Origin of the sequence: Streptomyces sp. NPDC050636 (genome assembly GCF_040654775.1) — a bacterium.
Classification (GTDB): domain Bacteria; phylum Actinomycetota; class Actinomycetes; order Streptomycetales; family Streptomycetaceae; genus Streptomyces.
In genome coordinates, this window is record NZ_JBFAIP010000005.1 from 211064 (window position 1) to 234765 (window position 23702).

16 protein-coding genes and 1 pseudogene are annotated in these 23702 nt (G+C 68.1%); 9 read left to right on the forward strand and 8 right to left on the reverse strand.

Annotated features, from left to right (window positions below; genetic code table 11):
• The first annotated feature begins 181 nt into the window (after nucleotides 1-181).
• Nucleotides 182-1519: a transcriptional regulator gene (locus AB0I10_RS08140; protein ID WP_363151506.1), complete on the forward strand. Its 1338-nt coding sequence runs from the start codon at nucleotides 182-184 to the stop codon at nucleotides 1517-1519.
• A 67-nt stretch (nucleotides 1520-1586) separates the two neighbouring features.
• Nucleotides 1587-2117, forward strand: a complete 531-nt coding sequence (locus tag AB0I10_RS08145) for an NUDIX domain-containing protein (RefSeq protein WP_363151507.1) — start codon at nucleotides 1587-1589, stop codon at nucleotides 2115-2117.
• Between the two features lie 30 nt (nucleotides 2118-2147).
• On the opposite strand, the gene AB0I10_RS08150 is transcribed toward AB0I10_RS08145, so the two are convergent.
• Nucleotides 2148-2405: a hypothetical protein gene (locus AB0I10_RS08150; RefSeq protein WP_363151508.1), complete on the reverse strand. Its 258-nt coding sequence runs from the start codon at nucleotides 2403-2405 to the stop codon at nucleotides 2148-2150.
• A 368-nt stretch (nucleotides 2406-2773) separates the two neighbouring features.
• Nucleotides 2774-2884: pseudogene (locus tag AB0I10_RS08155) on the reverse strand (3-hydroxyacyl-CoA dehydrogenase family protein); the annotation flags it as partial.
• 377 nt (nucleotides 2885-3261) lie between these two features.
• Between AB0I10_RS08155 and AB0I10_RS08160 the strand changes: the two are divergent.
• From AB0I10_RS08160 to AB0I10_RS08170, 3 genes are all read left to right on the forward strand, one after another.
• A complete protein-coding gene (locus AB0I10_RS08160) occupies nucleotides 3262-5391 on the forward strand; it encodes an ATP-binding protein (RefSeq protein ID WP_363151509.1) in 2130 nt (709 codons plus the stop codon).
• Nucleotides 5392-5572: 181 nt separating this feature from the next.
• Nucleotides 5573-6892, forward strand: coding sequence for an SUKH-4 family immunity protein (locus AB0I10_RS08165; protein ID WP_363151510.1), 1320 nt, complete (start codon nucleotides 5573-5575; stop codon nucleotides 6890-6892).
• 248 nt (nucleotides 6893-7140) lie between these two features.
• Nucleotides 7141-9297 carry a hypothetical protein gene (locus AB0I10_RS08170; RefSeq protein WP_363151511.1) on the forward strand — a complete coding sequence of 719 codons (2157 nt, stop codon included), beginning with the start codon at nucleotides 7141-7143 and terminating at the stop codon, nucleotides 9295-9297.
• 85 nt (nucleotides 9298-9382) lie between these two features.
• Here the strand turns inward: AB0I10_RS08170 and AB0I10_RS08175 are convergent, their stop codons facing one another.
• Complete coding sequence (locus AB0I10_RS08175) at nucleotides 9383-9655, reverse strand: hypothetical protein (RefSeq protein ID WP_363151512.1); 273 nt, start codon at nucleotides 9653-9655, stop codon at nucleotides 9383-9385.
• 323 nt (nucleotides 9656-9978) lie between these two features.
• Between AB0I10_RS08175 and AB0I10_RS08180 the strand changes: the two genes are divergently transcribed.
• Together AB0I10_RS08180 and AB0I10_RS08185 are read left to right on the forward strand one after the other, a co-directional pair.
• Nucleotides 9979-11220 carry a hypothetical protein gene (locus AB0I10_RS08180; protein ID WP_363151513.1) on the forward strand — a complete coding sequence of 414 codons (1242 nt, stop codon included), beginning with the start codon at nucleotides 9979-9981 and terminating at the stop codon, nucleotides 11218-11220.
• Nucleotides 11204-12004 (forward strand): hypothetical protein, encoded by an 801-nt coding sequence (locus AB0I10_RS08185; protein ID WP_363151514.1) that lies wholly within the window; start codon nucleotides 11204-11206, stop codon nucleotides 12002-12004. The genes AB0I10_RS08180 and AB0I10_RS08185 overlap by 17 nt, the downstream gene beginning before the upstream one ends.
• A gap of 45 nt (nucleotides 12005-12049) precedes the next feature.
• Here the strand turns inward: AB0I10_RS08185 and AB0I10_RS08190 are convergent, their stop codons facing one another.
• The 5 genes from AB0I10_RS08190 to AB0I10_RS08210 all read right to left on the reverse strand — a co-directional run bounded on the left by AB0I10_RS08190 (nucleotide 12050) and on the right by AB0I10_RS08210 (nucleotide 22280).
• The gene (locus AB0I10_RS08190) at nucleotides 12050-12646 is read right to left on the reverse strand and encodes a hypothetical protein (protein ID WP_363151515.1); all 597 of its coding nucleotides are present in this window, start codon (nucleotides 12644-12646) and stop codon (nucleotides 12050-12052) included.
• Nucleotides 12647-12876: 230 nt separating this feature from the next.
• Complete coding sequence (locus tag AB0I10_RS08195) at nucleotides 12877-13131, reverse strand: hypothetical protein (RefSeq protein ID WP_363151516.1); 255 nt, start codon at nucleotides 13129-13131, stop codon at nucleotides 12877-12879.
• Nucleotides 13132-13590: 459 nt separating this feature from the next.
• Nucleotides 13591-15783, reverse strand: a complete 2193-nt coding sequence (locus tag AB0I10_RS08200) for an SUKH-4 family immunity protein (protein ID WP_363151517.1) — start codon at nucleotides 15781-15783, stop codon at nucleotides 13591-13593.
• A 123-nt stretch (nucleotides 15784-15906) separates the two neighbouring features.
• Complete coding sequence (locus AB0I10_RS08205; RefSeq protein ID WP_363151518.1) at nucleotides 15907-16179, reverse strand: DUF6406 domain-containing protein; 273 nt, start codon at nucleotides 16177-16179, stop codon at nucleotides 15907-15909.
• Nucleotides 16176-22280 (reverse strand): toxin glutamine deamidase domain-containing protein, encoded by a 6105-nt coding sequence (locus AB0I10_RS08210; protein WP_363151519.1) that lies wholly within the window; start codon nucleotides 22278-22280, stop codon nucleotides 16176-16178. Before AB0I10_RS08210 ends, AB0I10_RS08205 begins: the two co-directional genes overlap by 4 nt.
• Between AB0I10_RS08210 and AB0I10_RS08215 the strand changes: the two genes are divergently transcribed.
• Together AB0I10_RS08215 and AB0I10_RS08220 are read left to right on the forward strand one after the other, a co-directional pair.
• Nucleotides 22273-22962 carry a hypothetical protein gene (locus tag AB0I10_RS08215; protein ID WP_363151520.1) on the forward strand — a complete coding sequence of 230 codons (690 nt, stop codon included), beginning with the start codon at nucleotides 22273-22275 and terminating at the stop codon, nucleotides 22960-22962. The genes AB0I10_RS08210 and AB0I10_RS08215 overlap by 8 nt on opposite strands.
• A 146-nt stretch (nucleotides 22963-23108) precedes the next feature.
• A complete protein-coding gene (locus AB0I10_RS08220) occupies nucleotides 23109-23564 on the forward strand; it encodes a hypothetical protein (protein WP_363151521.1) in 456 nt (151 codons plus the stop codon).
• The last annotated feature ends 138 nt before the right edge of the window (nucleotides 23565-23702 follow it).

The window sequence follows — 23702 nt, forward strand, 5'->3', positions numbered from 1 at the left end:
CACCGGCCCGCGGCCTCAACCACCCTACGGAATACGCCTGTTCGCGGGCTCCCTTCACACCCCGTGTGAAGCGTGGTTCATTACGCTGAGCTCACGGGGTCAGTACATCTCACGGAGTCCGTAAGTCGACAAGGCCACGAGTCGCCGGCCCGCGGCCGGCCCGGCTCACCGGGAGGCCGGCATGGAGCCCAACACCCTGCTCGACGCGATCCTCGACGAAGCCGGCATCTCACACGCCGGGCTCGCCGCGCGCATCAACCAGCTCGGCCGCCGCCGCGGCCTCGCCCTGCGGTACGAACACACCGCGGTGGCCCGCTGGCTGAAGGGGCAACGACCGCGCGGCCAGGTGCCCGACCTGATCTGCGAGATCCTCGGCCAGCGGCTGCACCGCGCCGTCGGGCTCGACGACATCGGGCTCAGCCGGCCGGGCCTGCGCCGCGCCTCCGACACCCCGCTGTCCGGCTTCGTCGAGCGTGCCACCGCCCTGTGGCGGTCCGACGAGCAGCAGCGGCCGCACGTCCTGTCCGCGCCCGCGCTCACCGGCACCTCGGCGGTCATCCCCGTATGGGAGTGGGAGAACCCTCCCGAGGACTCCGACGTCTCGCGCGACGGGCTGACCCGGGTCGGCATGGCCGACATCGAGGTGCTGCGCGCGGCACGGTCGCACTACGAGCAGATGTACCGGAAGGCGGGTGGTATCGCGACCAGAGCACGCATCGTGGGTTTCCTCAACACCGAGGCGGCGCCGCTGCTGCGGGGCAGCTACACCGACGCGACGGGACGTCAGCTCCACCGGGCCACCGGCGGACTGGTCGCCGTCGCCGGTATCTGCGCGTACGACTCGGACGCTCTCGGGCTGGCCCAGCGCTACTTCCATCAGGCGCTGCGGCTGGCCAAGGCCAGCGGGGACCGGGGCCTCGGCGCCTATGTGATCGCGCTGCTGGTCAATCAGTCCCTCTTCGTACGGGAATACCGCCAGGCGGTCGCCTTCGCGGAGGCCGCGCTGCGGGCCGCGGGCCCGCAGATCACCCCGGCGCTCTCCGCGGACCTCTACGCGATGCAGGCCAAGTCCTACGCCCGGCTCGGTGACGGCGCCGGCGCGCTGGCCTGCATCCGGCGCGCGGAGGCGGCCGCGGAGCGCATCCGGCCCGGTCTGGAGCCCGATGAGACGGGCTATGTGCAGCCGGGCCTGGTGAACGTACAGGTCGCGGAGGCGCTGCTCAGTCTCGGTGACCTGCGGGCCGCGCGCGAGCAGGCGGACGCCGCCGTCGGCACTCCCGCACACGACCGCGGCCGGGTCCACCGGCTGGCCATGCTCACCCATATCGAGCTGCGCCAAGGTGATGCGGACCGGGCGGTGGCCAATGCCGCGCAGATGACGGAGCAGGCTCGGGGCATGGAGTCGCAACGGCTGCGGGACCGGCTGCGGGCGGTGCGCGAGCATCTGGCGGAGACCGGGAGCTCCGCGACCGACGAGGCTGCCGATCTCATCGACGAGGTGTTGCGCGTTCCGCTGTAGGGCGTAGGACCCGCCCTGACCGGGCTCGTGTCACCTTGCCGGCTCAACAGCGGAAGGTGGCAGTTACGTGCGTTGGAACAATCTCAGCGAAAAGCCCGTCTACGCGAATCCCTGGTTCCGGGTCAATCTCGCCGATGTGGAACTCCCCGATGGCCGTCATCTGGATCACTATCTGATCCGTATGCGGCCGGTCGCCGTGGCCACAGTGGTCAATGAGGCCAATGAGGTGCTGTTGCTGTGGCGGCACCGGTTCATCACGGACGCCTGGGGCTGGGAGCTGGCGGCCGGGGTCGTCGAGGACGGCGAGGACCTCGCGGCCGCGGCCGCCCGGGAGATGGAGGAGGAGACCGGGTGGCGCCCCGGCCCCCTCCGGCATCTTCTGTCGGTGGAGCCGTCCAACGGCCTCACCGATGCCCGGCATCACATCTACTGGTCCGACCAGGGCCACTATGTCGGCCGGCCGCAGGACGACTTCGAGTCCGACCGGCGGGAGTGGGTGTCGCTCAAGCTGGTGCCGGACATGGTGGCGAGAGGGGAGGTACCGGCCGCCAATATGGCCGCCGCACTCCTGATGCTGCATCACATCCGGCTGGGCTGACGGGAGTTCGCCGGTCCGGTCGGCCGGTGGTCATCGGCCCATGGCCTGCCACAGTGCTACCACCAACGCCGCGAGCCCCGTGAGCGCGGCAACGGAGGGCAGTGGCCAGCGGCCGTTCTCCAACCGCGTGACGCGGGCCTGCAGTTCGTCCGCGTCACGCGCGTTCTGTTCGGAGCGCTGGGCATGCAGCGCGAGCTGTCCGTCGACCCGGGCGGTGCGTACATCGAGGCAGCGCCTCAGCTCCGCTAAGTCGGCGGTCACCGGTTCGGTTTCAGGGTGGGCGGTCACGGTCCGCTCCTCATTCCTTTGCGAACGACTTCGTTGTCCGTACCCGCATCAGTCAACTGCCCTGCGGCGAAAGGCGGGAGGTGTGCGGGAGGAATATGCGGGTCACCAGAACACACCCCGTGTGAAGTGACGCCGAGTGACCGGACGGGTGTGGTGCGCGGCCGTTCGCACGGGGTGTGAACCGGACACACCGACCGGGCCGGTTCACACGCTGCCGCAGCCGCCCGCACTGGAGTTGACTCGTGAGGTGCCACGGGGGCCGATGCCGGTGGACGGGCGCCCGCCGGCCCGGTGTCCGCCCGCCGATATTCCCCCGAGCGGCGGGCGGACTACCCCGGCGAAGAAGACGCTCAGGGCACAGCGGATGCTCAGTACGAGTAGAAGCCCGAGCCCGACTTGCGGCCCAGCCGGCCCGCGTCGACCATCCGCTGCAGCAGCGGGGGAGCGGCGTAGAGCGGCTCCTTGTACTCCTCGTACATGCCGTCAGTGTGCGGGGCTACCGCTCTGACCTGCGGTTTCATGGTCCGTCCGAGGCATTCCGGGTGCCCAGGGACTTCTCAGGGACATTCGGCTGGGTACTGGGCGAGGGGGATCGTCCCGTCGCGAGGGCTGCTCTCACTCGCCGCGATGGGGCTGCTCATGAAGGTCCTTGGGCGAATCAGGGCAGGTCAGGCGCGTTGTCAGTGGGGTGCGGCATGATGCGGGTACGAGAGTTTCACGGGGTGATCGGAGGCACCCCGTGCCGGGTAACAAGCGGCGGTCGGGGTGCGATTCACCTCGTGCGACGCCCCTAGGATGAACGGCGTACGGTCAACACGACTTGACGGTGCCGGACGGACAGGACAACGGGGAGACAATGACCAGCCCGACCCAGGCCCCAGAACAGACCAAGGCCCATGAGCCCCACCCCTACATCGGGGGGCGCAATGCCGCGCTGCGCGCGCTCACCGCGTGGCGGATGGAGCGGCCGGGCGCGCCTCGGGTCGTCATCCTGACCGGAAGCCCGGGCACCGGGTGTTCGCGGCTGCTCACGGGGTTCCTGATGCTCTGCGACCCGGAGCATCGCCAGGGGCTTGAGCTGGACGCGCTCGATCCGGCGACCGTGCCTCCGGACTTGCCCGCACCCGCGGTGCCGAGCGTCGCCGGGCTGACGGCAGCGCAGACCCTGTGGCTGCTCGCAGATCACTACGAGTTGTCCGCGACCCGCACCGCCGACATCTTCCCCGAACTCGGTCAACTCCCGTTGTCCGGGCGGCCGGTGACGATCGTGGTGCCGGATGTGGATCGGGCCGGTCCGGTGCGGGGGACGGGTGAGCCCGCGCGCGTGGTGCGGGACGTGCTGAAGCCCCTCGCCGCCGTCGATTCCGTACGCCTTCTCGCCGACGTGCCCCAGGAGTTCGCCGTCGAGCTCGCCGAGGGCCTGCCGCCCGGCGTGGCCCAGATCATCGACCTCGACGCACCCGAGTGGGCCGACCCCGAAGGGCTTGTGCTGCAGGCCGACGCGCTGCTCAATCCCCAATTCGGCGCCCCGGAGCTGCCCTTCACGACCGAGCCTGACGCTCGACGCGCGCTCGCCGAGGTGATCGCCCGGCACGCGGGAGACGGCGCGGGCAGCCGCCTGACCGTGCACCTCGCCGTGCAGTCGATCCTGATGCACCCGGAGGGGTTCGACCCGGCGGATGCGAGCCAACTGCCCGGCAGCGTCGGCGAAGTGCTCGATCTGCACGCCGAGCGACTTGACACCCACCCCCGCACCCTGCGGCAGATCCTCGCGCCGCTCGCCCTTGCCGAGGGCGACGGCCTGCCCGTGCATCTGCTGACCCCGCTCGCCTCCGCCGTCGCCGAGCGGGACATGAGCGAGGACATGGCGCGGGGCATGCTGCTCGTCGCCCCCTTCATCCGCCCCATCGAGAGGGCCGGCGAAGGCATCCCCGAGGACGAGCGGACGCTCCTTGGATTGCAGCACCCGGGCATCGGCGAGGCCGTTCGGGCAGGCATTCCGGATGTTCCGGGCGCTCAGGCGCGTATCGCCATGGAGTTGCTGGATGCCGTACCCAATCAGGACTGGGCGAAGGCAGGGGCGTACGTTCGCGATCACATCGCGGGACACACCCTGGAGGCCGGCTTGCTTCCCCGGCTCCTCACCGACCCCGGCCTGTTCGCCCACGCCGAGCCGGTGCGGTTGCGCGCCGCGGTGGAGGCCGTACCCCCGGAGCAGTTGGACGCACCGGCGCGCACATATCTGCGTACGGCCCCGCTGCTCACCCGCACCGAGGCACCCGCCGTCCTTCGAGCGGCGCTCCTGGAGACCGCGTTCGTCGAAGACGGACTGCCGGAGTACGCGGCGGTGTTGCGCCGCATGGTGCCCGACCTTCCCTGGCACACCCTGTGGAGCGTCCCGGTCGCCGGGGCCGACGCCGTGACCGTCGGCAAACTGCCCCCGTCCGCGGCCGCGTCGGACAGCGCCGCGGAGGCTCCTGCGAAGCAGGAGCCTCCGGAGTCGGCCCCGCTCGCGGTCGCCGTAAGCGTGGTGCCTCAAGGCACCCCGGGTTCAAGCCCGTTGAAGGCCGACGATCCCAAGGCCCCTGCCGTGCTGGTGCAGGACCTCGCCACCGGCTCCGTCATCGCTGCCGACCCGACCCAGATCCTGCGCCCCTCGGAAGACGAGCGTGCCACGGGGCCGCTCGGGTTCAGCCGCGGCGCCGACTATGTACGCGTCTGGCGTCGCGGCGAGCATAAGGGCGACGAGAAGATCGTCACGGCCCTGATCTCCGCCACGCCCTTCACGGGAACCGACCTCTCCTCCGACGGCATCCTCCTTGTTGCCACGGAAAGCGGTGTGAAGGCGCTGCGGATCCGCCCGGCGCAGCCCGATACGCCCCATACGGCGACTGATCGGCGCTCCGAACCCGACGTACCCGACCCGCGGGCAGCCGAGCCGGAGCCCGCACAGGCCCCCGGGCCCGATGCCCACCCGGCCGCCTGACACCCACCCGGCGCAGACCGTTAGCCTTACGGGCCCGAAGCCTCTTGAAGGCGCCCGCATCAGACCGCCTGCACTCAGGCCCACTCGGACGAGGGCCGCGGAGCTCGCCCGGCACCGACCCCGGCCGCACCGACCCCGGCCGCACCGGCCCCGTCCGCCCGAAGACCCGAAGGGAGATCCCGTGATCAGCCAGGAGCAGGCGCTCGCGACCGCCGAGGGGTGGCTCAACCCCGAGGGACAGGAGCGCCGTGAGGTGCGGATGCAGGAGTTCGATCTGGGCTGGGTGGTGTGGGCCGCGGCTCCGCCGATCGAGCGTGACCCGGTAACGGGCAAGCGCCGGCCGCCGGCCACGATCGGCCACTCCTGCGGTGTGGTCGACCGCCGCACCGGCGAGCTGAGCACCTGGCCGTCCGTGCCGGTCGAGGAGGTCGTGCGGATGTATCAGCAAAAGCACGGCGGCGGCCAGGAGGCCGCGCCGCCCGCGCAGCCGCCGGTCACCGGCCCCGGCAACACCACGGTCATCACCTACATCGACCCGCGCACCGGCGAGGAGACGTGCCTCTTCAAGAACTCCGCCCCCGGTCTGCCGCACTCCGAGTTCCAGGCCATGGCGGAGATCCAGAGCCTCGGCGTCCCCGCGCAGAACGTGGTCGCGATCCACACCGACCTCAGCTCCAGCCTGCTCCCCGGCGGGTACCCGGGCCGGCTGATCGGCCGTGTCCACCCCAACGCCCGGTTCTCCTGCACGCAGGAGTACGGCCTGCGGGGCGAGGAGCGCGCCGAGGCGATCGCCGGGCTGCTCCAGCACGTCGAGATGATGCACCAGATCGCGGGACAGCAGCCGCCGCCACGGCCTCACCGCGCGCCGGTGCCGACCGACGTCGAGCCGGCCGAGCCGCTCCGCGATGTTGCCCTGGGCCGCGAGCTGACGGAGGCCTTCGGCGCTGACGGCGTACGTCGCTACGACGCCGACGACGTGGCGGGCACCCCGCTCCCCGAGGCCACCAAGGCCACACTGACATGGGCCGGGCTTCCGACCGACATCCCGTTCTTCTTCACGGCCGACAGCCCGGAGTCGGAGCTTCCGGGCGGCCTGTTCGGTAATGCCGCCGCGCATCTGCGCGAGGTCGGCTCCCAGGCGAGCGCCGACTCCCTCGCGTTCCTGGAGGGGCACGTCAGGATCGGCACCGACGGGGTCGCTCTGATCACCGTCCAGTGCACGGGGTCCGATCTGGAGGGTGAGCCGGTCGGCCAGCTCTGGGCCGTCACTCCGGAAAGCGGCGCGGGCCGCCGCGTCAACGCCTCGGTGTCCGCCTTCGCCCGCTCCCTCGCGCTCCTGCACACCACGCGCGAGGAGATGATCGCGCTCGACCCGATCATGGCGGGCAGCGCCGTCGCCGACTTCCAGGAACAGCTCGTCGCCATCGACGCGTCGGCCCTGGACGACCCGAGGAACTGGTGGTCGGTGATCGTCGAGCAGATGTGGCACGGGTTGTTCTGATCGGCCCCATTCGCCTAGGAGGCGCGGAGCGTTGCTGAGAACGCGCCGCGCCTCTTCGCGTACGTACACGTCCACGTGTTGACACGGCAGCTCACCGACTTGACGGGTTGGCCGAGCGAGGACGACTGGATCGTGATGCTGCGCCGCGTCGCGACTGGCCCAGCCTGAGAGCATGTGCGGGAAGTTGGTACAGGCGTACGCGGATGAGGACGGCCGTGACAGTCGGGACGGGGAGGCAGTACCGGAACATGAGCGGGCGCTACGAAGTGGACGGTTACACCGCCGAGTTGGACGACGACTTCCGGGTCGTCTACCGCAATCCACGAGGCAAGAAGCTTCAACAGGTACCGGACCGGCTTGCGGACACCGAAGGCGTACGCCGGCTGTACCGGCTGCGGCGGGCGCTCACGAAACACCGGAGGGACGCGCGCGTGCAGGCCGAAGCCTGGGCTACCGCGGGCACGCGCGTGCCCCTGGCCCTCGCCGAGTCCGACGCCGTGTGGCGCGAGACACTCGATGACGCCGGCGTCGACCTGGCGGCAGACCTGCCCGCATCGGATGCCGACGAGGACGAGGCGGCGCTGATCGCGCGGACGTACGTCCACCCCGACGGCCACACCATGACGCTCCTCATGAAGGCCGCCCCCTTAGCATACCACTGGGACGCGCTGCTGGCGTCGCAGGAGGAATGGGAGCTGACGGACACGTTCGCGACCGGCATTCGGGCTCCGGGGGACACCGGGGACAGTGAACTCCCCTTCCCTGAGCGGCTGATGGTGGCGTACCCCGGCCAGGAGCAGGAGGCCCTGGAGGCTGCCTACGCCTTCGGCTGGAGCCTCTGGGGCAGCCCAAGTCTCTACAAGTCCATCCTGGACAACGACTTGGAGAACCTGGCCGCGACGGCACCCAGGTTCCTCCCCGCCTTCCTCGACGAACTCGCCGACATGTGCCTGAAGGAGGGCGGAAAGCGCAAGGAGTACGCCACCGGGTACTTCACGCGAGCCAGGAACGCCGAACGTGAGCACCACACCAAGCCCGACGAGCGATGGCTCGACGCCCGATACGCCACCTTCGCGGACCATGGAGCGCTGGCCAGCGGGGCGGTACGTGCGCGTGCCAAGGAACTGGCTCCCCGAGGCGCGGTGGTCTCGCCGGACCAACTCCGGCGATTCCGCGACGTACTCGTACGGCGCGTACACACGCCCCACGACCTGTATCCGGGCATGGCCGCGGATCTGCGCAAGGTGGCTCGGGCGGCGGGAGCGAATCCCGAGTCCGAAGTGGCCGCACTGCTCGGGGACATCGTGCCGAAGATCGGACTGTGCGCGGGCGACGTGAACAAGTTCTGGGTCGACGCCCTGAAGGGGAAGGCCCTGGAGCTGCTGGTCGAGCGACGCCCGGACACGGTGCACGACGTACTGCGGCTGATCCCCGACGACGTGAACAGCGCGGAGGACTGGCTGTCGCTGCTCCGACGCAGCGGTGCCCTGGCCCTGTTGACCGGCGAGCGGCCGGGGCTCCCCGCCGGTGAGGCCGCCCGCCTGCTGCACGACTGGCTGGCGAGCGAACCGACGTGGCGTGCGCGGAGTGACGAGCTGTACGACCTGGCGGTGCGCCTGGCCCCGCGCCTGGCGGCCGACGCCGTCCCGGTGCGCCTGCCCTATCCCGATCCCGCGTCCGACCGCAGGCGGGCCCTCATCCCGCTCGACCTGGCGGACGAACTCCTCGAGCACGGGGTCCCGTTGGCGGACCCCCCGCCGGAACTGGGCAGTCCGGGCGCCGCCCACATGCTCGTCCACCGGCGCCCGCACCTGACCTGGCTGCTCGCAGACCCGCGCTTCGCCCGCGAGCTGCGCGGCGGGCTCGACAGCGAACTCGAGCTGGAGGGGCTACCGGAGGCAGGGATCTCGTATCACCGTTACTACCGCCCGCATCACGCCACCGAACTCGACAGCTGGCAGAGCACCCCCGGCATCTGCCGCACGCCTCTGGGCCGTGAGGTGCTGCGCGTCTGGCTGGACCGCCAACGCGCACGTCTGCGCGCAGGCCTCGACCTGAACGATCTCGTGCGCGTGCTCGCCCCCTTCGTGCACGTCGGCGGGGCCGTCGACGAGCTGCTCAAGGACGAGGCGGCGGCGCGGGAGTTCGCGGCGGTGGACGTGGTCGCACTGGTCCTGGCCGACCTTCCGATCCAGGCCGATCGTCCGGCGGTCGAAGGGCTGATGGCCACGATGCGCCCCGAGGACCTGATCGGCACGAGGCCCATGCCTGACCTGCGTACACGGATCGACGAGACCCTTCCCGACCTGTCCGAGGTACAGGTAGCCCAGGCCTGGAAGGCGCTCCAGACGGGGGTCAACTGCCAGGAAGGGCTGAGACGCGTCGTCGCACGCCTCTCCGACTGATCGGCGTCACGAGCTGATCGGCGTCACGAGTTCTGGAGTACGTACGACCAGGCGGGCTGCTCACCGCCCGCCTCGTCGCCTTCGCTCAGCGCTCCCAGGACCCAGTAGGGAATCTCCCATTGCTCGGAATTGACCGGGGCAGCATGCTCCGCGTACGCAGTCCGGTGACGTACAACGCGACCTTGGTGAGGAAGCTCTCCAGGTCGCGTGCGGCGGGCAGCCCGGCCAGGTGCTCCTCGTCGGGGCCGGTCGGAACGCGCAGGATGTGCCCGGTGGGCCCGTCGATGACGATCTCGCCCCCCCATCCACTTGCCGCCGACCGGAGCGACGATATAGGCGGCGCTGCCGCCCCGCCCACCGCCACGGCACCATGCGCCCACGTGGCCGGGCACTTCCTCCGCAGGAATGCTCACCGATGCCACCGTCATGCCGCATCCTCGTCCCCACCGCTCCCGAAGTCCATCACGGTAATGGGGCAATGCGGTCGAAGGGGGATCGGGGCTCATCCGGGGAACTACTGCATGCCGGAGAATCCGTGAGACGTGATCCCGGCCAGACTGCTAGCGTTCCGGGGGCCGAGGATATGAACGGGCTACCTTCTCGCTCTTCGGGGGAGGAACTGGCCACCTCGCTCTCCTCGCCGGAGGATTACTCGCAAGCGTGGATGGCAGGTAGCGTCGAATGGGCACAACAGAGGCCGCAGAAGCCCGCGTTGATGATTCGAGCAACATCTTGGTCGCGCCGTTTGCGGTGCAAGACCAGGAGTGGGTCAGGGACTTCTTCGGGACCACCATCACGCCCGAGGACCTGGCCTCCGCTTCGCCCGACCTCGTACAAAAGACGGTCTACCTGTGCGGCGACATATCCGGTATCAGCGACCGTCAACTGCAGCCCGCCGCCCGGGTGTTCGTCATCCGGGAGCTTGCACACGGCTACTCCGACGAGGGCGTCGGCGCGCCGTGGCCCCTTCTCGGCCTCGGCCGAGTCCCCCTCCGCGTACACGGTGTCGGTGTGTATTACCGACGCTTCTTCGGAACCGGCCTCGACGAATTCGACCGTATCCGTGCGGAGCATACGTTCCAGTCCCTGACAGAGTCCACCAAGCCGGGAACGGCCCGGCGCAGCGGAATCTATCTGACGCCCGTCACACGAGACGGAGACGCGCTGCATTTCCGCCTGCTCCGGTGCTCCACGAATCTCTCGGGGCCCACCGAGAACTTCGGGCCCACCGACACACGTATCGTCGAGGATCTCAATCGCGAGGCTGCCACTGTCTTCCGGGACCAGGCACCGCTCAATCACGTCCTGGCCCAGATCTACCACAACACCCTTGCCACGGCGGAGCGCAAGCAGTCCAAGGCCCGGATCTCTGCGCATGCCGACAAGACCAAGGACATGCCCGTCAACGGCATCATGGCCTTCTGCACGTTCTACGACCGGCTCGATCACCTGCGGCCGTTGGCCGAAGACCCCTTCGACTTCGGGAGGAAGAGTGTCAGCGGTCTGACCCGGCTCCACTTCCGCCTCAAGGACCCGGCCGAAGAACGCGACGACGTCTCGTTCCCCGCGCAATTCACCGTGACGCTCCACCCCGGCTCCGTCTTCTTCATGCCGCTGTCCACCAACCGCCTCTATACGCACGAAATCCGGCCGTCGGCGTTGGACGCCGAACTGATCCCGACCCGACTGGGATACGTGGTCCGCTGCTCAAGCGCCGAAGCCGTGCATGAGGACGGCCACACCTACCTCAAGGCAGCGGGAGGAGCTGGCGGCCGGGCGCAGCTGGGGCCTCCCACGGAGGCTGGCATGGACGAGCTGCGCAGGTTGTACGCCGAGGAGAACAGGACGTCGTCCTTCATCGACTACGGCGACGCATTCCTCTTCAGCATGAACACGGGAGACTACATTGCCCCCCGAGCCTAGGATTTCAGACGAAATCTTCTCCTGTCCTCTGCCGACTGAAGAGAACCTCTTCGCGGAACTGTCCGCGTCGGTGCGCTGGGAAGATGTAGGAAAAGGCCGGCAGGGCGCCGCACTCACGAAGCTCGACACATCCGGTGGGGTGCCTCTCGTACGTACCACCGCTCAATACGGCAGCGCGACGCAGCGTTTCAGGCCGGTGCACGAACGGCTGGCGCAACAGATCCAGGAACGTGCGGAACTTCCGGTCGGCTTCAACAACGCCCTCATCGAGCGGTACACGAACGCATACACGAGGATGGGCAGCCACTCCGACCAGGCCCTTGATCTGGCGGAAGACTCATTCATCGCTGTCTTCTCCTGCTACCGGTACCCCGAGTCCGGGCCGCCAAGGAAGCTGATCTTCGAAACAAAGCAGCCCGGTGGCGAGCAGCTCGAGATCCCTCTCGACCACCACGGCATCGTCGCCTTCTCCGTAGCGTCGAACCGGCGGCTCAAGCACAGGATCGTGCTGGACGCACCCGACCGGGCGGCGAACAACCAGTGGCTGGGCGTGACGTTTCGTACGTCGAAGACCTTTATCCGGTTCAGCGGCGGTCTCCCGTACCTGCCGCAGGGCACGCGGCTCACGTCGGCCGACGAAGAGCAGAGGCGCGACTTCTTCCGAATGCGGCGCCGCGAGAACACAGAAACGGACTTCGTCTACCCCTCGCTGACATACACCGTCAGCGAAGGAGATCTGATGCCGCCCGATGTACCCGAAGGCGCAATGGACAACCTTCAGTGACGATGTCCATCAAGCGAGTTGCCAACCAGTGAAAGGCGTGGCCGATCAGTCACTCGGGCTCCTGAGGAGTGGGATCGATGAGCGGTCGAGGCCCGCAGGCAGGGCGAAGCCCTCGCGGTAGAAGTCCGGCATGTCAACGGCGTCAAGCGCCGGCGCCGGTTGCAGAGTGCTGCCCTCGGACAAGTCATGGATACTCACGACGCCACCCTCCGGGTTGTACTCGAATATGTAGCGCAGTCGACCGTCGCTGTCGTAGCAATTCTTCTCGATTCCCCTCAGCTGCCGCTGAAGGTCGATCTGTAGCGTCATCAGTGCGGCATCGTAGGTGTTGATTCGCTCCAAGTGGACCAGATATCCGACAAGATCACCTGAACTCCCGTACCTGTGCGAGACGGTCCAGCGGTAATCTCCGATGTGCTGGACGATCAGCTGAACCCCGAAGGGGATGCCAGGATGGTGCAACAGATGATCATTCCTGACGCTCTCCGGGTCGTTCGTCCAGTAATCAACGTGGAAGAGGTGGCCGGAATTGTAGAATTCGGCGAACAGGGGCGTGCCGGACTTGTCGAACTGGGCCCGCGTGTAGTCACCGTCGTCCAGGGCTTCCTCGAAGGCGACCTCTTCCCCGGGGCAGCCCCCCAATCCAGGTAGCAGCGCTCATTTTCGCTGGACACTTGGCCCTCGCAAATCCATGCCCGCCATCCCCAGGTTTGCTACTCGGGTGGCAGCGGCTGCCCTTCGCCGTTCTCAAACAGGTACTTTTCCGCTGGTATCGCAGGCCTGTTCATGGTCGAGATAGGTCTTGATGAATTTTTCGAGTTCCCTTTTCGTGAGTGATCCTTGACATTGCGGTGTGGTCCGTGGCGCACCGACTACTGGCCTTGCCAACCGTCCTCCAACAGGAGATTGATTCCGTCGGTGACGTCAGCACGACCAGGGCCGTCCTTGGTCCAGATGGACCAATAGATCGAGATGTCGAAGTTCAACAGGCCCGGATCGCGGTGAAGTCGGTACTCGAACGGGGCGTGAAGCACGGAGAGGCCTCTCGGGCCGTAGACCCAGTCGAAACCATTCGCCGTCTCGGTCGGATGGCTGACGGTGCCGTTCCCGATCGTGACCGGCACCATGTTCCCCTCTCGTTCCTGGAAGCCGTGGGGGGAGTCGCACCATCGCTGCGTTCATCTCGATCCACCGCCACCCAAGTGAGAGGTTCGTTCCGTCGTCGGGGTGGGGATGAGGAAGTCCCTGACGAAGCGAAGGGATGTGGAGAGGTCGAGCTGCTTCGCGGAAGTGGCACTCTCTCCGCGCCAATGCGGCTTCGCTTCCACCTGATCAGGAAGGGAGCCACGCCGAAGCATGGCGAATTCCGACACGGGGGAGGGCGCGTTGACCGGGATGTCGAATTCGTCGTCCCAGTAGGATGCCGCGCGAATTCCAGGGACAGGGCATGCAGAGTCCGTGCGACAGGGTGAACAGTGCGCCGAGTGCAAGCTCCGCCAGTTCGATATGCCTGTCGTCGGTCTCGTCGATGTCGCGGGTGAGGCGAACGGAGCTTCCTGGGAAGTCCAGCATGTACGTGGTCGGCGTCACGTGTTGTGGAGGACGTACGACCAGGCGGGCTGCTTACCGCCCGCCTCGTCGACTTCAGCGAGCGCTCCCAGCACCCAATAGGCGACCTGCTCCCGCTCGGAACTGGCCGGGGGCGCAAGGTCCCGCGTACGCCACCCGGTGACGTACAGCGTGACCATGGTGAGGAAAACGTCAAGGCTATGCGCGACGGGAAGGGCGGCGAGGTGATCCTGACCCGGCTCCGTGGGAACGCGCAGGACGTGTCCGGTGGGCCCGTCGACGACGAGCTTGCCGCCCATCCACTTGCCGATCTGGAAGAAGGGCCCGCTCTCGGGGACGGGCTCGATTCCCTCGGGCCAGGAGGGCAGTTCGTCGAGAATTCCCATCTCCCAGTTGCCGAACGGGAAAAGCCCCATGGCCCCTTCGTTCATGTAGGGCAAACCGAAATCAAGGAGGAGTTCGCGCGTCGCCGCATGGGTGAGCCGGTCGGGAAGGTCCTCGACCTCGATGGGATAGAGCAGGTCCTCGCCGAACACTGTGATGAGCTCCTCGTGACTCGGTGCCGGCGCGTCGATCGGACTGCACGGCCCCGCGTCCGTGTAATCCCCGCTCAGGGGGAGCAGCCGGGCACCGAAGCCGGAGAGGTCCACGCCGTCCGCGGGCCTGATGGCGATCAGTCCCAAGTCGCCCGCGAAAACTACGACTTCATCCACGGCCAGCGGCGCGCAGGGCAGCATGAAAGCGCGGTCGTCCCGTCGGGGGGACGACGCGGCGAACAGCTCTCGAACACGAGCAGGCGCGGCGGAGCCGCTCCCGGACGACGCGGGCCAGGTGAGACCCGTGCGATGCTCCTGCGGAATCTCGTCGTACTCCCAAGAACCTGCGACCCGGTCTCCCGTCTCCACGTCCCAGATCGAGACGTACGGCTGCTTTTCCTCGTTCACCGTCCGCTGCTGCAAAGCGGCAATGGCGGGTCGCCCCTGCCATCGCACCTCCGACAGGGCGGCGAATCTCCCCGCCTGCAGAAAGCGCGCGTGATAGCCACCCGGCGGCAGCCAATGCGCCCACTTGGCCTGCCAGGGCAGTGCCACACCAGAGGAGGCGACCGCTGACGCGAACTCGAGATCGTCGCGTGAAAGCGCCATCAGGTGCAGCCACGAAGCCCACTCCGTCTGATGCCGCGGAGTGACACCCCAGCTCCACAGATGAATGGCGTCGGCGGCGGCCGTGTTTCCGGGGATGAGGAAGGTGATGCTGCGTGCCGCGTCCATGAGTGCCGTTTGCGGCAGATTGGCGACGACGCGTCCGTCCCGAAGAACTTCGTCGTACGTTCGCGCCTGTACGGCATGCATGGCGAGCCCAGTGGCCGCGTACAGGCCGACAGCACCACGCTTGGCCCATCCCTCGGGGTGGCGAAAGTCTGGAGCCGAGCGCGTCAGCCAAGCAACCAAATGCCCATGGACATGAAGGAGTTCGGAGGGTTCGGCCTCCCGGCGCAAGGTCTCGGCCAGGCCCTCGTCGACGAAGGAAACCCCGAGTGGCCCGATACGAAGAATTCCGGACGCTGCCCTCGCGAATTCGGTGAGTTCGTCTTCGGATGCCGCTTCACCGGTCAGCGCGGTGACAAGTTGGGCCCAGACGGGGAGAGGCACGAGGCGGGGCTCGGCCAGGGCCAATGCCCGCAGGGCGGCCGAGTCCGGCGCCACCGTCGGCTCGGTGGCGGGCGCGGAAACCCGGAACACCGCCTTGGTGCCGGCCCTCGTAGGCAGCAACCGGGGAACCACATGGACCATCACGGCCAACTTGCCACGCGCCAAATCCCGGAGAGTCCGGGTCACCAACCGCTCGGCCTCGTGCGACCGCCGTGTCGGCCCGGCACGGTGGGCATTGACGACCAGCAGCAACCGCTCCACGGGCCACGAGCCGAGCGCGAAACGCCAGTCGTCCCGCTTGTCCGCGGACAGATCGACTCCGAGCGCCGTGAGGGCCTGCTGCATGACCTGCTCGGCGGTGAGACCGATGGCGTCGACGACAACACTGCCGGGCACGTGCTCTTGCATCTCCCGCACGACGGCCGAGGCGTCGTGGCTGTCCGCAAGGGCAATGAAGGCCACTTGACCGCCGCGCCCACCCTCACGCCACCATGCGCCGACGCGACCGGCGACCTCTTCCTCGGGGATTCCGGAGGTGTCGGTGGTTGGCTCGGGCATGGTCCTCCTCAGTTGCGCGATGACTCCTCGACCCTACGCGTGGCCGCGCGCGAATGGCCTGGGCCATTGCTGTCGCATGACCCGGGCAGGTGGTGTCGCCTGCAGAAGTGGGCGGTGGCGCTCTCAGGCTGGGGCAGACGCGACGCGGCGCAGCACCACGGTCCAGTCGTCCTCGCTCGGCCAACCCGTCAAGTCGGCGAGCTGCCACGTCTCGTCGCCCACGGGGAAGGTCTCACCAACGCGGAGGGTGTGATCCTGCTCTTCGGTGGCGAAGGTCGCGAGCTGAACCCTGACCGAGGCGTCGGACTCCCTGTAGATGTCCATCACTACGAACCTCGCGTTCTTGGACTTTCGCTGAATCCCGTGCCATAGATGAATCGTGTCGGCACTACTCACTTCTCATCCTCCAAAGACGTGTACTGGTTGCTGCAGTATTTCATGAATTCCTTGATGGTCAGCGGCTGGGGATGCTTCCAGTTATGCGGATTGCGCAACTGAATCAGGCCCTTGTCGTCGATCGAGACGATCTCGTAAACGTGGGAACTCAGGAGGCCCTTCTCTATCTTGTTCTCCACACCCGTGCCTCTGGAACGGGTGCCGATGACGACCGGTCTGCCACTTTCCGTGAGTTCCCGCAGGTGGGCCAGGAGTTGCTTTTCTGCGCTGCGGCCGTGCATATCGTACTGCGTCGGGAAATCGTGGTTCACCGACGTACGTCCCGTGAGCTGGGCGAGCAGCTCGGCACGGTCGCCCGAAGTGGAGCCCTGGGTGATACGGGAGTAGCCCGTCAGCAGGTTGCCGTCGAAGTCCTTGTAGCGGGGGAACTGCGACAGGTGCTCGCGCTCCTTGTCGTCCCAGAACTGGTCCAGGCCCGCGATGGCCTTCTCCATGATCGCCGGCCAGGCCACCCCCACGTCGTTGGCGTCGGCGTAGACGGTGATGCTCGGGAAGTCGCTGTACACGGGCACGTCGGGAGTGACCCGCACGGTCAGGATGCGCCCGGTCGGAGCCTGGTTGCCGTACTTGTTGCGCCGCACCTCATGGAAACGGACCTCGTAGTTGCCGTCCTCCGTCTCCCGGATCATGTCCTGGAGGAGATCCGGGTACCTGCTCGCGATGGCGCCCAAGGTGGCGATGACGCCGCAGTCACCGATTTCACCCTGCTGCGTCTGCTCACGCGATGGAGGCCCGTCGAACAGTGGCACGCGCGTCCCGTCGCGTCGGTCCAGCGGAGTGCCGTAACGGTCGGGCTGGTGCTCCGGCAGCTTCTGGTGGTTGCCGAATTGCGGGTGGTCCACCTCAGTGGTGATCTCGGTGGGCTCGACCGGGCCTGACTGGGTCAGGGACTGCCAGAGCTGCTTGAACCGGCCTCGCTTTTCCGGCTGGTTGTCCGAGGCGGGTGAGCCCTCGCGAGGCTCGCCGGCGGATGGGTTCGGGGCGCCGGCCTGCTCGCCCGCCCCCGTGGCGGCGGTGGTGGGGCGCGGGGTCTCTCCCGCGTCCGCGAGTTCGGTCTCCTTCTGCGAAGCGTCACGGTTTGAGCGCTGCGAGTCCGCCGGCGCGGATGTTCCGTTGTCCGCAGTCCCGTTGCCCGCAGTCCCGTTTTCCACAGGGGAGTTGACGTTCGCGGGGTCTGCCGAAGGTGTGCGCTCGCTATCGGTCGGGGTGGTGGTGGGTGTGCCGGCGGAGTCCGTCGGGGGCCTGCGGTTTTTGCCTGCCGGGTCGGCCGGAGGACGTCGGTCCGCACCCGCCGGGTCCGATGGGGGTGTACGGCTGGGGTCTGTGGGGGTGGACGGGCCCGACTGGGGTGCCTGGGTGGGCGGTGTGTCCTGGTCGGGGCCTTGAGGCGGAGTCGGGGTCTGCCTCTGGGTGGCCAGGGTTCGCGCCAACTCATCGACGAATGCCAGGTGCTTGCGAAACTCCGCGTCCTGGATCTGCTGGTTCGGCGTGCGGAAATCGCGGGGCCTGTCCGGCTCGGCCGCCTTCAGCTTCTTGAGGTCCGGATCCGCTCGATAGGTAGTGCCGTAGTAGACGGGAACACCGTTCATCGCCTTGGAGTTCTTGATTGTCTTGCTGCAGTTGGCGTGGCCGGTGGGGTGATGGGACACGTTGCCGTCGGCATCAGTGGTTTTGGTGGTGGGCAGGCCACAAGGTTCACGTTCGGTGAAGAGACCCTTGATCTGGACCTTGGACTGCTGCCCAGCTGCCCGATTCTCGTTGAGTTGGTCGATCCACTTGAGAATGTGGGACTCGGAGTGCGCCGATTTGGCGCCGTCCACACCAGGGGGAACCGACGAATCGACGATGTAGTGACTTTCGTTGGTGTCCGGGTCGAAGACTTCCACGACCGCGTAGTTCTTGCCGGAGAGGTCGGGCGAATTGGCCTCCGTCGCCTCGACCAGCCGCTTGAGGTCCTCGACATCCCGAAGGTTCGTCCCGTCCGGGTGTGATGTGAGTTCACGTCGCCAGGCAGCCGCTGATTCGTGGAACTTTCCGTCGCCGTACGCGTCGTTGTTCGCGGCCTGGTCAGGGTTCACGCCGACGGCGTTGTTGGCATGGAAGGACTGGCTGATGCGCGCCATGGCGGCGATCGCGGCGTACCGCTGACCGTCGTTCATCTGCGACCACGCGGGATCAAGATGGTGCCGGAGATCACTGTCGGTGAAGTTCGTCGACGGCATCGGAACGTTCCGGTGCGCCTCCATCGCGGCCGCGTGGGCGTCCTTGGCCGGCTGGAGAGCCTGCTCGGCATTGGCGACCCGCTGCTCCGCCGCGGCCCGCCTGTCCTGAGCTGCCTGCGTCTCTTGGGCGGTTTTTGCCCCCTTCTCGGCGTTTTTCGCCCTGGTCCGCTCTGCCTTGGCGTCGGAGACTTCCTTCAGAGCCCTGTCGTAGTCCTGCCGGGCCGCACGTACCTGCTGTGCCGACTGCGCGTGCGCCTGGCGGCGAGCGATGGACTCCCCAAGTACGTTGGCCAAGGGCGACCGGGGCGGTTTGCCCTTGGGCTGGGCCCACTGCCGCATCTGTTCCTGGACCGGGTCCAGGCCGATGCGATGGACGTTGTGTGAGACCCGAAGGTCGTGCTGCGCCTGGTCCGGAGGGAGGTTCGCATGCTTCTGGTCCGCGGCTTCCGGGGCGGGAAGGCGCTGGTTGCGCTGTGTGCGAGTGGCTTCCGCGCTGGGGTTGTTGGAGTGAGAGGCTGAACCGGCCGGGCTGTGGGGCGCAGGTGTGGTCTGGTTCTGGTTCTGTGTGGTGGGTTGGCCGGTGGTCTGGATGGGCCGGCGGTTGGCGTCCAGCGGGATCGCGAAGACGCCGTTGTTGCCGTTGTGGAGCGGGGTGGTGCTGCTCTGGCCCGTCTGCGGGTCGGCGTAGACGATCTGGCCGTTGTGGTTGACCACGTTCCAGGCGTGGGCACGACCGTCGGCGTTCTGGGTGATGATCACGGCCTGTGAGCCGTGGCCTTCGTTGAGGAGGGTGGTCTCCAGGTTGTTGTACGCGTCGCGGCCGTCGCCGAAGTCGTCGAACTGGGCGCCCAGGGCGTTCTCGATACGGTCGCGGCCGCCCGGCTCGGGGGTATCGGCGGGGGTGCCGTCCTCGTTCGGGCTGCGGCGGGCGGCGACCGTGGGGCTGCCCGCGTACGAATCGGCGAACGCCAGTGCCCCGTCGGGGCAGTTGACGTCGCGACCGGACTCGTCCGGGTTCTGGCCGCGGATGTCGTCGAGCCAGGTGCCTTCGCGCGGGTCAGGGGCCCGCTGGAACGAGCCGTCCTCGTTGCGTGGGAATCCTTCCTGCTGCGCGCGGTTGTCGGCGTCGGTGGGGTCGTCGTAGCCGTCCGGCGGGCCGGAGGGGCGCGTTGCGGTGGACGGGAAGACCGGTTCCGTCGACTCCGGTTGCTGGTCGGTGTCTTGGGGGTTCTGAACCTCGTCGGTGTCCGGGGAGTCCTGGGAATCCAGGGAGTCCTGCGCGGATTGGGATTCCTGGCTGTCCTGCGTGTCCTGATCGGTGTCGGGCTGCGGGCCGTCCTGGTCCGTCGCGTCCGAGTCCTGGGTCGTTTCCGAGTCCCGGTCCGTGGTGGAGTCCGTGTCCGGGGCGGTCACGGATACCTGGTCCGGGTTGGACTCCTGGGTGGTGTTCGTGTCCGGAGAGATGGCCTCGTTCTGCGGTGACGTCGTCTCCGGGGTCGGCGTCGTTTCGGGGGCCGGCGTCGTCTCCGGCGTTGCGAAGGATTCCGGGGTCGTCGACGGCGTTGCCGTGTCGGTGCTGCCGTCGTTCGCGTTCTGTTCTGCGGTCGAGTGGTCGTTGTCGGAGGGCGCCTCGTCAGTGGACGGCGAGGTGTTGGAAGATCCGTCCGACTGAGCGTCGGGTGTTGACTGATCCGTCGACGAGTCCGGGCCCGAGCTGTTGTTGGTGTCCGGAGTGTTCTGAGTGGACGGTTGAGGCGTCGACGGGGTCAGGAAGTACGGAGTGATCGGATTCCGATTGGCGTCCAGCGGGGTGTAGAAGACCTCTTGGGCGCCCAGGTGAATCGGATTCTCGCTGACGAGGCCTGTTTGCGCGTCGACGAACAGGACCTGGCCGTTGTGGTTGACCGCGGCGAAGGCATGGCCGCCACCGCCGGGCCAGCTGACGCCGATCATGGCTGCTGAGCCATGCCCGGCCTGCGACAGCTCGTGGGTGATACGTGCGTACGGGTTGGGATGGTCGTTGCCCGCGTACGTGCTGGGTGCGCCGGCCCAACGCGTCTGGTTGTCGACCGAATCGCGCTCCGCGGAGAAGGTGTTCAGGCTGCCGTCCGCATTTTGGTCCAAAGTGCGCGGGGCGGACACCGTCGGGCGGCCGAACCAGGTCTCGAGGAACGAGCGGGTGCAGTCGGCGCAGTTGTTGGACCGGCCCGGCACCCCCACGCCGCCGTCGTTCTGCAGACCGGCCCAGTTTCCTTGCCGCGGGTCCGCGTACACCTGCGGGGTGCCGTCGGGGTTCCTCGGGTGGGCGTTCTCGAGGTCCTGCTGGTGGGCGGGGTCGGGTGTGGTCAGGCCTTCGTGCGGGATGTTCAGGTCGTTACGGATGTCCGAAAGGTTGTCCGCTTGGGGCGGAGGCGGAGGCGCCGTGGGTTGCTCGGGCGCGCTGTCGTCAGCGGGGGGCTGCTGCTGGTTCTGCTCGGGCGTCTGGTTGGTGGCGTCCGGCTGCTGATGGTCTGGCTGTTGGTTGTCCGGCTGTTGGTTGTTCGGTGCCGGCATCCCCTGGTCGTTCGGTGTGGGAGTGGGGGACTCGGCCGGTGACTGCTGGTTCGTGGGACGGTTGTCCGTCGGACGGTTCGTCGGCTGCTCGCCCCGGGGCGGCGTGGTCGGGCGCCCAGGTGTCTCGGTGCGCGGAGTCTCGGCACGCGGCGTGTCAGTGCGTGGTGGTGTGGTGGGGCGGCTGGGCGTTTCGGTACGCGGTGTGTCAGTGCGCGGCGGCGTGGTCGGCCGGCTCGGTGTCTCGCTGCGCGGCGTCTCGGTGCGCGGCGGCGATGCGGGACGGTTCTGCTGGGTGTCCCGCGACGGCGTCGTGGGCCTGGTGCTCGGCTGTTCCGTACGCGGCGTCGTGGCGCTGGGCGTGGTGGCCCGCGGTGTCGTCGTGGGGCTGCCTGCCGCCGGCGCCTGCGTCGGGATGGGGCCGGCCGCCGGTGGTGGCATGGCACCCGGGGCCGACGTTGAGGGCGTCGCGGACGACGGGGCCGCCTGCTGCGGGATGCCCGCCTCACCGGGCTGCGTACCGGGGGCCGGGGGCGCCGCCGTGGCGACGTCGCCCATGAGGCCCATGTTTTCGTCGTCCGGGTTTTGCGGGGTCGGTGTTGACGGTGTCGGCGCGTGGCCCTGACCGGGGCTGGGGTGTGCGGTGGGCGTGTTGCCGGGCATGGCGCCGCTCGGCATGGATCCGCGGCCGCTGCCCTGGTTCTGGTTGTCGTTGTTGTTGCCGTCGTTGGAGTCGCCCGGCATGGGGCCCTGGGCCGGTGCGGGCATGGTGGTGACCGAGTCGCGGTCGACCTGGTGCACGCCCGGTTCGGGGCGGGAGTTGTCGGGAGCCGGGGCCGGTGCGGCCTCGGGGCGGTCTGTCTCCGGCGGCGGGGACGGCATGGGCGCGGGCTCGGTGTTGCGCGGGTCCGGGATCGACGTGCCCTGCTCCGGGGTGTGGACGTCGACGCCTTCCGGGCGGCTCGGGCGAGCGCTGTCCGGGGTGTTGTCCGGCGCCGGGGAGCCATCGACATCCGGCGTGGTGCCCGGGGCCTCGATGGGCGAGGAGTTGGAGGGCATGGACGGCTCGTTGCCCGGTGCCGTGCTCGGCGGGGCGTCCGGTGTGCTGTCCGGACGGGCGGAGTCAGGGGTGGTGTCGGGGACCGGTCCGCCCTCGACGTCCGGCCTCGTCGTGTTGGACGGCGCGGACGAGTCCGGAGACGGGTCAGGGGTGGACGAGTCGTCGCCCAGAGGACGACCGATGCTCTCGTTGTAGGCCTGGGTGCCCACGTCGAAGGGGCTGGGCGAGTCGGAGCCACGGCTTGGTGAGGGCGAGGACGACGAGGGGTTCGACGAGTCCGGGCTGCCGGTGCTGTCCGTGCTGCTGTTGGACGGCGTACTCGAGGAAGAGGAGGGCGAACTCGAAGCCGACGGGCCATCGGACGACGAGGACGGGCTCGACGACGAGGACGGGCTCGACGAAGAGCTGTCCGAACCGCTCGACGGAGACGAGGACGACGGACCGCCGATATCCGGTGCCCTGCGCCCGGAGTCGCCGCTGCTCGAACTCGGCGAACTACTGGAACTCGGGGAGTTGCTCGACGAACTGCTGTCGTTCGATGACGAGTTGGACGAGCTCGGTGAGCTCGACGAATTGGAGGAGCTGGAGGAGCTGGGGGAGTTGTTGGACGAACTGCTGTCGTTGGACGACGAGTTGTTGTTCGACGACGAGGAATCGTTCGACGGCGAATCGTTGGACGAAGAGTCGTTGGAACTGCTGTCGTTCGACGACGAATCGTTGGAGTTCGACGAGCTGTCGTTGCCGGAGTCCGACGAGCCGTCGCCGCCGTCGTTTCCGCTGTTGGTCAGTCCGTCGCGGGCGCCACGCCCCGCGCGGGAGCCGGCGCCGTCGCGCAGGGACTCGCCGAAGGTGGAACCGGAATTCTTTAGGGCCTCCTTGCCCTCTTCGTAACCCTTCTTGGCGGTGCGGCCCAGGTCGTAGCCCGACTGCTTGCCGAAGTTCTGCTCGACGGTCTGGGCGACCAGGTCGGAGACCATGGCTTCCAGAGCGGAGACAAAGGGTTCCTTGGCGGTCTCCAACACCGCCTGCAAGATCTGTTGGGCTATCTCCTTGAGGAGTTTGCGCAGGATCATCCGCGTGGCGGCGGCCGCGCCCATCGCGCCGAGCTCGGACAGACCCAGGGTGAATGGAGCGGCGGCCTGGGCTGCGATGATCTCGATCGCCAGGATGATCAACTGGGCGATCACCGCCACTTTCAGCCCGATGATGAGCATCGCCGCGGCGTCCATGCACATGGCGATCAGCTCGGCACCCTGGCGGGCGTCGTCGAAGTAGCCCGAGCCTCCGGAGAACTTCTCCCAGGTCTTGTTGAAGCCCTCGATGGAGTCGCCGGCGCTCTCGGCGAGGACGTTGCCGGCGGCGCTCGTGCCACGGGCCTGGAGGGCCTCCACATCAGCGGCGAACTGGCGCCAGGTGTTGGCGCACTCCATCATCTTGTCTTCGTTGCCTGTGGGCCATTCGAAGCCACACATCTCGAGAACCCACTCAAGTGAGTTCGGCAGCATCAAAGCCATGACGAAGACCCCCGTTGTCGCCCATGTAATTCGTGTCGTCCCGGCCCTGTGGGCCGACCGACCCCATCCGCCTCACCGCCGGCGGAAGGGCCCTGCTTCTCTGGTGCTGCCGGAGGC